We start from the raw sequence: 10,518 nt of genomic DNA on the forward strand, positions 1-10,518 counted from the left end.
TTGGGGGAATGATGGACCGAAGGGACGCGCGTGATACACTGAAGGTGTGCGAGAAATGGGGGATGCACCATGGCGACGGGGGAAGAGGCGCTGACGGATCGGCTCGGGCGGCCGCTTCGGGACCTGCGCGTGTCGCTCACGGATCGATGCAACTTTCGCTGCCCGTACTGCATGCCGAGCGACGTGTTCGGGCCGGATTATCCGTTTCTGCGCCCCGATGCGCTCATGTCGCCGGACGAGATCGCGAAGCTGGTGCGGGCGCTCATGCCGCTTGGGCTGGAGAAGGTGCGGCTCACGGGCGGCGAGCCGCTTCTGCGCCGGGAGGTCGTCGAGATCGTCGAGAAGGTGGCTGCCGTGCCCGGGCTTCACGAGATTGCCATGACGACGAACGGCAGTTTGCTCACGCGCGAGAAGGCGATGGCGCTGAAGAAGGCGGGGCTGACGCGGATCACGGTGAGCCTCGACGCCCTGCGCTCGGACGTGGCGGCGCGGATGAACGGCGTCCGGTTTCCGGTCCATCGGGTTCTCGCGGCCATCGAGGCCGCCGAGGAGGCGGGGCTTGCGCCGGTCAAGGTGAACGTGGTGGTCCGCCGCGGGTGGAACGAGGACGAGGTGGTGGCCATCGCCGAGCGGTTCCGAGGGACAGGCGTGATTGTGCGCTTCATTGAATATATGGATGTCGGGACGACCAACGGCTGGCGCATGGAGGACGTGGTGACGGCGGACGAGATCCTCGCCTGGATTGAGGCGCGGTATCCGCTCGAGCCACTGCCCCCGCGGCGCGAAGGCGAGGTGGCGACGCGGTATCGGTACCGGGACGGTGCAGGCGAGATCGGCGTGATCCACTCGGTTTCCCGACCGTTTTGCCGATTTTGCACGAGGCTCCGGGTGACGGCCGCCGGGGAGCTCTTCACGTGCTTGTTTGGCGCGCGCGGCGTCTCGCTTCGGCCGCTGTTCGATCGCGGCGCGTCGGAGGAGGAGATCGGGGCGTTTGTGGCGGACGTGTGGCGCAAGCGCCAGGACCGATATTCGGAACTGCGGAGCGAGGCGACGGCGAGAAAGCCGAAAGTGGAGATGTCCCGCATCGGAGGTTGACCTGTTTTCGTTTCGCCCATCCCTTGGTATGATGCTGTCACCAAGCACGCGGAGGGAAGGCTCGTGAAGGTGGTACGCAAGGTCCTTCACATGTTTGTGGTGGCGTTTGTCGGCTTGAGCCTGATGCTGTTCACTGGGTTTGCGCTTCTCGTGTGCGCGGCGCACCGTGAGTGGTGGGGCGCCATCGGCGGCGCGCTGATGGTGCTCGCGGCGATTCTCGCCGCCGCCATCGACATTCGGCTGCGAAGCCCCGAGGTGAGGCAGTCGTAAGCACGCCGCCAGCGCCATTTTGGGCGGCGTGAATCGAGACACCCTTTCTTCGGCTCGCATACCCTGAGGAGAGGCTCCGGTAGGGGCAATGCGAGGAGGAGGGTGCAACCATGGCGGCTTCATCCGGAAAGAAGGGGCGCAAGCCACAGGCGAAGGCCAAGCGGACGCAGCAGGCGGCGGCGCCGGTGGATCAGCCACCGCTTTCGGTCGCAGCGCAGCAGCCGCCGGCGGGATCGCTCGACGTGTTGAAGCAAAACTTGGCCGGAAAGCGGAAGGCCATCTTTGAGATCCTCGAAGACGTCAAGAACGTTCCGCCGGAGTCGTGGCGGGATCCAAACCAGGTCGAGTCGCTGGCGAAAAACTTCGCGAACAAGCTCGGCCTGCCCGTGCCCGAGAGCCGGTTCAAGCAGTTTGTGAAGGCGTACACGGACGCGACGAAGAACGGCCCGACGACGAACGTCGACGAGATCGTGAAAAAGTATGGGCCGCCCGTCGACGAGAAGACGCTGAAGGAAATTAAGAAGTTCGTCCCCAAGCAGACGAAGGACTGAAACGAGAAGAGGGCTGATCCCCGCCGATGCGGCGAGGGACCAGCCCTTTCGCCGTGTTTGGGGGATTTTACGTCTGCGGGTCGTTTGATTGGGGCGGCTCATGGCCGGCCTGCGCGCGCGAGTCCGAAGCCGGCTCGTCTCGAATACAGACGAGCTGCGGAAACGTGCGGTAGACGGAGCGGCGGTTCACGAGCCACAACAGGGCCACCATCCAGGCGTTGTCGCGCACGCGAAGCCAAAGCGGGCCCGGGCCTGGGAAAAAGAGAAGGTACACGGTCAGGGCGATGTTCACGGCGAAACTGAAGTACCTCGTGAACCAGGAGATCCACCGGTTGCGCACGGCCATGGCGCCTCCCCGAACAGGTTCATCCTGTCTCCATTGTATCGCAGAGGCATGAGTGTAGGATGATTCGGACATGCGCAAATTTCGTGAAGATGAACAAGAAGCCGCCCGGGCGGATGGCCAGGCGGCTTATGACGCGGGGTTCAGTTGGGCGCGCGCCCAGTGTCGGCACCGGTCGCGGGCCTGGTCGGCGGCGGCACAGGCGTCGGCGGCGGGCCATAATACGGATACGGTGGCGGCGCTCCGTACATCGGCTGCGGCGCAGCGTACGGCTGCATGGGGGCTGCGTAGGGCGCGTAGGCCGGCGGCGCGTACGTGGGCCCGGGCGCCTGTTGGGCTTGGGGCGGCTGCTGCATGGTCGCGGCCGCGTTTGGTGCGTTCGGCGCGGACTGCGCGCCTTGCGCCGATCCGGCCGTCTCATGCCCTGACCCGCTTTCGCCGCTGTTGCTGCCCGATCCCTTGAGGAATCCCTCGGCCAAGGGCGACGACAAGAGCGCGGCGAGAATGTTGGTGAAATCTTCGGTCGTCAGGTTGCGGCCCTTGAACTTGAGCAGTTTGTCGAGTACGCCGCTTTCCTTCAAAGCCCCGGTCGTGACGTAGAAGGTATCCAGCATCTTGTCGGCCTGCTGGAGATAGTTCAGCCAGTTTTTGACCATGTTTCGCAGATTGCCGACCGTCTTCAGCGTGTCCTGCATGTTCTTGGGCGTCAGGAGCTGCGATGGGGCAGGCGCCTTGCTGCCCGCCTTCGCCTGCGCGGGCGCGCCGTTTCTCCCGCCGGATCGCGCGGCGGCTCTTCTTGTTCCCCGCCCGTTCGCGGGGCGCGCCGCCTGCGCCTTCGCGAGCGCGACGCCGGGGATGCGCTCGGCCTTCTGGGGCTTGGCATTCATCACAGTCCACCTCGTTTCCCCAGCCTGCTCCTAAAGCGTATGACAATCGCCTGAGGGCCGTGCGGGGCATGCGCCCAAGTGGCATAGGCTCGGCGGCTTCGGTGGACAATACGCTTGTTGGCACAGCGAGGAGGGGAGCGGATGACGTACAGGCGCGACTTGTACGCGAAGTACGGCGGGGTGCACTTCGTGCAACTGGCCCCGGCGCAGGATATCAATCAATTCGTGCGATCGCTGCCGGAGGACAAGCGCGACAGTCTGTTTGAGGTGTTGCAGGCGTTGCACAACGCGGGCCTTATCGAGGTGCAGCAAGATCACCAACTCCTCGATGCGCACGGAGAGATCCATCCCGCGCATCCGGGCGCCTCGAGCGAACCGCAGTGACGCCGCAACACAAACTGAGGGCCCCGAGGCTTCGGGGCCCTTGCGTCGAATTGCGAATGTCAGTTCGTGAGCTTGCTGTGGAATTCGCGCATGCGATTCACGGCTTCGATGACGTCCTCGTCGCGCACGGCGTACGAGAAGCGGACGTAGCCCGGCGCGCCGAACGCCTCGCCCGGGACGGTCGCGACGAGCGCGTGCTCGAGCAACAGTTCGCAGTAGTCCGCGCTCGTCTCGATGGCCTGGCCCTCGTATCGGCGCCCGAGGACGCCGCGGATGTCGGGGAACGCGTAAAATGCGCCTTCGGGCACGAGGCAGCGCACGCCCTCGAGGCTGTTGAGCCCCGCCACGAGCGCATCGCGGCGGCGGCGGAAGACGTCGATCACGCCAGGATCGAAGTGCGCAAGCGCCGTTTCGCCCGCGATTTGCGACATGGTCGCAGGGCTGCCCGTGGAGTGGCTCTGGAAGCTCGCCATGGCCTTGGCGAGATCGAGCGGCGCCGCCACGTAGCCGAGGCGCCACCCCGTCATCGCGAACGCCTTCGAGAAGCCGTTCACGACGAGCGCGCGATCGTACAGATCCGGGCACACCGCGACGAGGCTGACGTGCTTCACGCCGTAGACCAAGCGCTCGTAGATCTCGTCGAGCACCACGTAGATGTCGTGCTGGCGGAGGACTTCGCCGAGCGCCTTCAACTCTTCCTCGTGGTACACGGATCCGGTCGGGTTGCACGGGCTGTTCAAAAGCACGGCCTTCGTCCGCGGCGTGATGGCCGCAGCGAGTTGGTCTGGCGTGAGCTTGAAGCCCGTCTCGGGCCCGCACTCGATCACGACGGGCTTACCGCCCGCGACGCGGATCTGCTCCGGATACGAGGTCCAGTACGGCGCGGGGAGAATCACCTCGTCGCCTTCGTCGAGGATGGTCACGAAGATGTTGTACAGCGTGTGCTTCGCGCCGTTCGAGACCACGATTTGCTCCGGCGCGTAATGAAGGCCGTTTTCGGCCTGAAGTTTATGCGCGATGGCCTTGCGGAGGGCCAGCATGCCCGCGGCCTCCGTGTAGCGGGTCTGCCCGTTGGTGATGGCGCGGATGCCCGCGAAGGCGGCCGGAACCGGCGTCTGAAAGTCCGGTTCGCCGACGCTCATGTTGATCACCGGCTGGCCCTTGGCGATGAGTTGCTTGGTCTTGCTGTCGACGCTCATGGTCGCCGACGGCCGGATGGTTCTGACTCGTCTCGACAGACGCTCTTCCACTCGTTCACGCCCCCATGGATTACTCTCCGCCATTGTACCACAGGCCGGGCTCGACTTGTCGCAAGATTCCGCGCCGGAGCGAGCCTTGCCCGCGCGCGTGCGGCATTGCGCAGGGCGCGGGCCGCGCCGAGCCTAGAAGAGCCGCCGCAGCCAGTTCCACCATCGGCTCGGCGCGGGTTCGGGCACGACCGGAGGCCGATGAAGCGGGCACGTGGCTGTGGGGGCGGTTCCTGGCAGGAAGTAGTCCGTCTCCGCGGCGCCGCACTGAGGCGTGGCGAGCGCGCCGGACAGCGGGTCGATCCGGACGGCCTCGAGATCGGACGGCGGCGTGTACCACGGCCCGGGCAGGTGCGCCTGCGCCGTCCCCATGAACTTCCCCCAGATAGGCGCCGCGAGGTGAGACTCCTGCACCGTGAGCGGCCGGCCCGAGTCGTAACCCACCCACACCGCCACCACAAGCCGGGGCGTGTAACCCACCATCCAGGCGTCTGTATCCGTCGTGCCGGTCTTCGCCGCGGCCGGAGCGTGCAGGTACGGCCGAGCGCCGTATCCGGTTCCGCCCGGGGCGAGCACACTCTGCATGAGATCGGTCATCTGAAACGCGAGCTCAGGCGAGATGACGCGCGTCTTCTCGAGCGGATGGACCGTCCGGCCGTATGGCGTGTCGACGGACTCGACCGCGTGCGGCGTGACCCTGTAGCCGCCGTTGGCGAAGGCCGCGTAGGCCGCCGCCAGTTCCACCGGGGTGACGGGAAACACGCCGAGGGCAAGGGAGGGATAAGGCTTCATCTCCTCCTGAATCCCGAGCTTCTTGGCGAAGTCTACGACGTTTTGGGCTCCGATGGCCAACTCCGTCTGCACGGCGTACACGTTGTCCGACCGGGCGATGGCTTCCCGCAGCGTGAGCGGCCGGCCGGCGTAGATGTCGCCGTAGTCGTGCACCGTGTATTCGTCCTTGGGGGACGGGCCGTAGATGAACGTCGTGAGCTTTGAGTCCACCTCGCGCGCGGGCGTCCAACCGCGCGTGAGCGCCGCCCCGTAGACGAACGCCTTGAACGTCGATCCCGGCTGCCGCTTGCCGAGCGCCCGGTTGAACGGGCTCTCGCGGTAGTCTCGCCCACCGACGAGCGCGCGGATGGCGCCGGTTTGCGGATCCAGGGCCACGAGCGCCGCTTCGAGCTGGCTTCCCTTCGGCAGCGTCGACTGAATGGCGCGCTCCGCCGCCTTTTGCAGCAGCGGGTCGAGCGTCGTGTGGATGCGGACGTAGCCCGCGTCGAGATCACCATCTGTGAGCCGGGTCATGCGCTTGGCCTCGTTGAACGCCATCTCGCTGAAGTACGGCGCCTGAAGCGTCGGTGGCTGGTGGCGCGCAATGTGTAGGGGCTCGGCGTACGCGGCGTCCGCCTCGGCCTGTGTGATGTAACCCGTCTGCACCATGCGCTCGAGCACCACTCTCTGGCGGGCCTTGGCGCGCTCCGGGTGATCGAGCGGCGAGTACAGCGCCGGCCCCTTCGGCAGACCAGCGAGCAAGGCGCTTTCGGCGAGATCGAGCGACTGAACCGGTTTGCCGAAGTAGAGCTGACTTGCCGCGGGGGCGCCGTACGCGCCGTGCCCGTAGTAGACGACGTTGAGGTATCGGTCCAGAATCCAGTCCTTCGGCTCGTGCAACTCGAGCTGCAGGGCGAGCATGGCCTCCCGCAGCTTGCGGCCGAACGTGCGATCCTGGGTGAGGTACAGGTTTTTTGCGAGCTGCTGCGTGATGGTGGATCCGCCCTGGACGATCTCGCCATGGCGTACGTTGACCGCCACCGCGCGGAGCGTGGAGCGCACGCTGATGGCGTGATCGCGGTAGAAATTCGCGTCTTCGGTCGCGAGTGTGGCCTCGACCAGCCAGCGCGGGAACGCACCGAGAGGCAGGGCAGCCCGCGCCTGTCCGGCGGGCGACCAGAGCGCGATGGGGCGGCCGTCCGCGCTGGTCAGTTCGGTCGGCGCGGTCTTAGCGGTCGACGGAAGAGGGAGGAGCTTGAGGCCCACGAGCACGAGCGAGGTACCGACGAATCCGGCGCCGAATGCGGCACCAAAGGCCACGGCGGCGGCTCGGGCGAAGGAACGCCGGGTGCGGCGCGGAAGCGGCGAATCGGCGTCGGAAAGGAAAGGTTTCGGCATGGCGCGGGACCTCCGGACACGAATGAAGATGGGCACATCGGTAGTGTGCGCAGCGATAAGAAAAATATGCCAAGCCTCGTGCCCGCGCGAGGCCGATACTTGCCACAGGGAGCGAGGTCACGTAGACTGAGAACAGAGGCGTGGAGTTCGTTTGTTTCGATTGTGAATTTTTGTTTCATATTCGAAAGGAGGATACCGGTGAAGGCCTGGGTCGTGCGAGAATTGGGGCACCATCGCGACGTGCTGCGCCTTGAAGATACCCCCGATCCGGCGATGCAGCCGGGGAGCGCGCGCATTCGCGTCGAGGCGGCGGCGTTGAACTTCCTGGATCTGCTGGTCTGCCAGGGGCAGTATCAGGAGAAGCCGCCCCTTCCCTTCACGCCTGGCGTCGAGGTCTGCGGGGTGGTGGAAGAGGTCGCGCCGGGATCGACGTTTCAGGTGGGCGATCGCGTCATTGCCCTGCCGCAGCTGCCGCACGGCGGCCTGGCGGAACAGGTGGTGGTGCCGCTCGCGCAGGTGCACAGGGTGCCTCAGGGCGCGTCTCCGGCGGAGGCCGCGGCGATGTTCATCACCTACCATACCGCGTATTACGCGCTCCATCGCCTGGCGCGGCTCCAACCCGGCGAGGTGTTGTTGGTGCATGCGGGCGCGGGCGGGGTCGGGTCAGCGGCGATTCAACTCGGCAAAGCGGCGGGCGCGCGCGTCATTGCGACGGCGGGCGGACCGGAAAAGGTGGAGACGTGCCGCCAGCTTGGCGCGGACGAGGCGGTCGACTACCGCAGCGGAGATTTTGTGGAGGTGGTGAAAGCGTTCACATCGGGCCGCGGCGCGGACGTCATCTTCGATCCGGTGGGCGGAGACGTGTTCGACGCGTCGCGCAGGTGCATCGCGTTCGAAGGGCGGCTGCTCGTCATCGGGTTTGCGAGCGGGCGGATCCCACAGGCGCCCATGAACCACGCGCTTGTCAAGAACTACAGCCTCGTGGGCGTGCACTGGGGACTCTTTCATCGGTTGTACCCAGACGCGGTTCGCGAGATGCACGAGGAGCTCATCCGATTGTATGAGGCGGGGCGCATCCGCCCGCTGGTGCGGCATGTGTACCCATTCGAAGACGTGATTCCCGCGATGGATGCGCTCGGCGGGCGGCAGACGGTTGGGAAGGTCATCGTATCCGTGTCGCGACGCGATGCGGACGCATGGCCCGAGCGAGAAGGGAGATAGGAGCATGGAGCAGGTTCAGGTGCCAGGTGGGGAATTTTTGGTGCCGTCGGCCGATCCTGCGGACGTCTACACGCCGGAGGAGTTCACCGAGGAACACCGCATGATTCGGAAGACCGCGCGCGACTTCGTGGAACGGGAGGTCTGGCCCCAGCAGGATGCCATCGAGGCCGAGGATTTCGACCGCGTGGTCCAGCTTCTGAAGCGGGCGGGCGATCTCGGCCTTCTCGCGCACAGCGTGCCGGAGGCGTACGGGGGCCTTGGGCTCGACAAGATTTCCAAGGGCATCGTGGGCGAGATGGTGGGAATGACGGGCGCGTACGGCGTCGCGCATTCCAACCACACCTGCATCGCGACGCTGCCCATCACATACTTTGCGAGCGAGGCCGTTAAGCACCGCGTCCTGCCGAAGATGGCGAGCGGAGAATATCTCGGCGCCTACTGCCTGACCGAGCCCACGGCCGGATCGGACGCGCTCGCGGCGAAGACGGTGGCGCGGCTCAGCGAAGATGGCACGCACTACCTCATCTCGGGAACGAAGCAGTTCATCACGAACGCGGGATTCGCGGACACGTTCGTCGTGTACGCGAAAATCGATGGCGAACACTTCACCGCGTTCCTCGTGGAGCGATCCTTTCCCGGCATTTCCCTCGGGCCCGAGGAGCAGAAGATGGGCATCCATGGATCGTCGACGCGCCAGGTGATCTTCGACGACTGCCCGGTGCCCGTGGAAAACGTCATTGGCGAGGTGGGCCGAGGGCACGCGGTGGCGCTTGGCGTGCTGAATCTCGGCCGGTTCAATCTCGGCGCGGGCAACGTCGGCGGGGCGAAGCGGGCGCTCGCGGTGGCGGCCCGCTATGCGGCGGAACGGCGCCAGTTCGGCCGGGCCATCGCGGAGTTTCCCGCCACGCAGGCGAAGCTGGCCTCTGTGGCGGCGCGGATCTATGCGGCGGAGTCGCTCGTCTACCGGACGGCGGCGATGCTCGAAGGCGCGCTGGCGCCGCTCTACGGCGAAGTGCCCACGCGCGAGAAGGAAGCGCGGCTGCGCGAGCACGCCATCGAGTGCGCGGTGTGCAAGGTGCACGGATCCGAGACGCTGTGGAAAGCCGCGGACGAGGCGGTGCAGATCCACGGCGGGTACGGCTACATCCGCGAGTATCACGTCGAGCGGATGCTCCGCGACGCGCGCATTCAGCGCATCTTCGAGGGAACGAACGAGATCAACCGCCTGCTCATCCCCACCCACTTTCTGCGCCGCGTGAGTCGTCAACCGGAGATGGTCTCCCGCTTGTCCGCGGCGGTGGACGCGCTGGGCAAGCCGGTGGAGGTGCGCGGTGGTCCGATGGCCCACGAGCGCGCGGCGGTCGAGCAGATGCGCGCGCTGTACCTCGCCGGCTGCGCCTTGGTGGCGGATCGGTTCGCCGGCCGGCTCGACGCGGAGCAAGAGGTTGCGATGCATCTGGCCGATCTCGCCATTTCTCTCTACGCCGCGGAGAGCGCGCTGGCGCGCGCGGAAAAGGCGGCGTCCGGGGCGCAGGCCGAGGTGCATGCGGCGCTTGCCAGCGTCGCGGTGGACGATGAGATCCAGGCGGCGGTGCAGGCCGCGGTCGCGCTCTTCGCCGCGATTGGCGATCACGCGGGTGTGCGGGAGCGGGCACTCGACGCCATCCGCAACCTCGCGGGCCTGCGCGATCCTGACGGGATCGCAAGGCGGCGCAAGTTGGCGCGCGCAGTGGTGGAACAAGGCGGATACCCGATCGACTGAATGGGCGCTGTGTTTAGGCAGTCGAGGCAGCCCTGGGGCAGGGCTGCCTCGTTCGTGTACAGGGCGGTGGAAAGAAGGGCGCTTTGCTGAACCAGCGGTGGTCCCCGAGGCATCCTTGCGGAACGCGTGGCCGAGTGCTACGGATGATGGGGTGTGGATAGCATGAGGGCCCCGATGGTTCCCTCAGCGGAGATGATGGCAAGCGTCACGGCCATCACGGCAGTTGCCCAACGAGAGACGTGAGACGATTCAATTTCACTCAATCCACAGCACGATCCCGCCATGGTCACGCGCGATGGCGAAGCCATGGTGGCACTCGATGCGGCCACGTTTTGTAATGAAACAGCCAGGCCAACCGGAAGGCCGATGGCTCGCGCGGCTTGAGCCTGGAATGACGCGAACATCGCGTTCGCGGCGGAATTGCTGCCTGTTAAATATCCTCCCAGACCCCCAAGAAAAGGTATCCACGCGATATAGGCTCGGCCCGCGCCCCGACTTCGACACTTCGTAGTCATACAAAGTCCCACGAACCCTTTGCCCATGCAGGTTCGTGGGACCTGTGGATAACTCGTGTAGTGTCTACAGCCCT

Annotated in this window: 11 protein-coding genes; 6 read left to right on the forward strand and 5 right to left on the reverse strand. The window is 66.0% G+C overall.

Going from position 1 to position 10,518, the window contains the following annotated elements; genetic code table 11:
• Positions 1-69 precede the first annotated feature (69 nt).
• The 3 genes from moaA (at position 70) to J3481_RS11775 (ending at position 1,916) form a co-directional block, all read left to right on the forward strand.
• Positions 70-1,095: a GTP 3',8-cyclase MoaA gene (gene moaA / locus J3481_RS11765; protein WP_206832310.1), complete on the forward strand. Its 1,026-nt coding sequence runs from the start codon at positions 70-72 to the stop codon at positions 1,093-1,095.
• A gap of 63 nt (positions 1,096-1,158) precedes the next feature.
• A complete protein-coding gene (locus J3481_RS11770; protein WP_012812010.1) occupies positions 1,159-1,365 on the forward strand; it encodes a hypothetical protein in 207 nt (68 codons plus the stop codon).
• 110 nt (positions 1,366-1,475) lie between these two features.
• Positions 1,476-1,916, forward strand: coding sequence for a Rho GTPase-activating protein (locus tag J3481_RS11775; RefSeq protein WP_206832309.1), 441 nt, complete (start codon positions 1,476-1,478; stop codon positions 1,914-1,916).
• A gap of 67 nt (positions 1,917-1,983) precedes the next feature.
• On the opposite strand, the gene J3481_RS11780 is transcribed toward J3481_RS11775, so the two are convergent.
• Positions 1,984-2,262 carry a hypothetical protein gene (locus J3481_RS11780; RefSeq protein WP_206832308.1) on the reverse strand — a complete coding sequence of 93 codons (279 nt, stop codon included), beginning with the start codon at positions 2,260-2,262 and terminating at the stop codon, positions 1,984-1,986.
• Between the two features lie 140 nt (positions 2,263-2,402).
• Positions 2,403-3,146, reverse strand: a complete 744-nt coding sequence (locus J3481_RS11785) for a hypothetical protein (protein ID WP_206832307.1) — start codon at positions 3,144-3,146, stop codon at positions 2,403-2,405.
• A 141-nt stretch (positions 3,147-3,287) separates the two neighbouring features.
• On the opposite strand from J3481_RS11785, the gene J3481_RS11790 reads away from it, so the two are divergent.
• Positions 3,288-3,530, forward strand: a complete 243-nt coding sequence (locus tag J3481_RS11790; protein ID WP_206832306.1) for a hypothetical protein — start codon at positions 3,288-3,290, stop codon at positions 3,528-3,530.
• A 59-nt stretch (positions 3,531-3,589) separates the two neighbouring features.
• On the opposite strand, the gene J3481_RS11795 is transcribed toward J3481_RS11790, so the two are convergent.
• Positions 3,590-4,780: a pyridoxal phosphate-dependent aminotransferase gene (locus tag J3481_RS11795; RefSeq protein ID WP_206832305.1), complete on the reverse strand. Its 1,191-nt coding sequence runs from the start codon at positions 4,778-4,780 to the stop codon at positions 3,590-3,592.
• Between the two features lie 132 nt (positions 4,781-4,912).
• A complete protein-coding gene (locus J3481_RS11800; protein WP_206832304.1) occupies positions 4,913-6,946 on the reverse strand; it encodes a transglycosylase domain-containing protein in 2,034 nt (677 codons plus the stop codon).
• Between the two features lie 198 nt (positions 6,947-7,144).
• Between J3481_RS11800 and J3481_RS11805 the strand changes: the two genes are divergently transcribed.
• Together J3481_RS11805 and J3481_RS11810 are read left to right on the forward strand one after the other, a co-directional pair.
• Positions 7,145-8,167 carry an NADPH:quinone oxidoreductase family protein gene (locus tag J3481_RS11805; protein ID WP_206832303.1) on the forward strand — a complete coding sequence of 341 codons (1,023 nt, stop codon included), beginning with the start codon at positions 7,145-7,147 and terminating at the stop codon, positions 8,165-8,167.
• A gap of 4 nt (positions 8,168-8,171) precedes the next feature.
• Positions 8,172-9,929: an acyl-CoA dehydrogenase family protein gene (locus J3481_RS11810; RefSeq protein WP_206832302.1), complete on the forward strand. Its 1,758-nt coding sequence runs from the start codon at positions 8,172-8,174 to the stop codon at positions 9,927-9,929.
• A gap of 137 nt (positions 9,930-10,066) precedes the next feature.
• On the opposite strand, the gene J3481_RS15080 is transcribed toward J3481_RS11810, so the two are convergent.
• On the reverse strand, positions 10,067-10,471 hold the full coding sequence (locus J3481_RS15080) for an L-lactate permease (protein ID WP_407929335.1): 405 nt from the start codon (positions 10,469-10,471) through the stop codon (positions 10,067-10,069).
• Positions 10,472-10,518 lie beyond the last annotated feature (47 nt).

This window comes from Alicyclobacillus fructus (genome assembly GCF_017329605.1).
In the GTDB taxonomy this organism is placed as follows: Bacteria; Bacillota; Bacilli; order Alicyclobacillales; family Alicyclobacillaceae; genus Alicyclobacillus; species Alicyclobacillus fructus.

Coding starts and splice junctions, on each gene's coding strand:
- moaA (WP_206832310.1), top strand. CDS start 70: ATGGCGACGGGGGAAGAGGCGCTGACGGATCGGCTCGGGCGGCCGCTT.
- J3481_RS11775 (WP_206832309.1), top strand. CDS start 1,476: ATGGCGGCTTCATCCGGAAAGAAGGGGCGCAAGCCACAGGCGAAGGCC.
- J3481_RS11780 (WP_206832308.1), bottom strand. CDS start 2,262: ATGGCCGTGCGCAACCGGTGGATCTCCTGGTTCACGAGGTACTTCAGT.
- J3481_RS11785 (WP_206832307.1), bottom strand. CDS start 3,146: ATGAATGCCAAGCCCCAGAAGGCCGAGCGCATCCCCGGCGTCGCGCTC.
- J3481_RS11790 (WP_206832306.1), top strand. CDS start 3,288: ATGACGTACAGGCGCGACTTGTACGCGAAGTACGGCGGGGTGCACTTC.
- J3481_RS11800 (WP_206832304.1), bottom strand. CDS start 6,946: ATGCCGAAACCTTTCCTTTCCGACGCCGATTCGCCGCTTCCGCGCCGC.
- J3481_RS11810 (WP_206832302.1), top strand. CDS start 8,172: ATGGAGCAGGTTCAGGTGCCAGGTGGGGAATTTTTGGTGCCGTCGGCC.
- J3481_RS15080 (WP_407929335.1), bottom strand. CDS start 10,471: ATGGGCAAAGGGTTCGTGGGACTTTGTATGACTACGAAGTGTCGAAGT.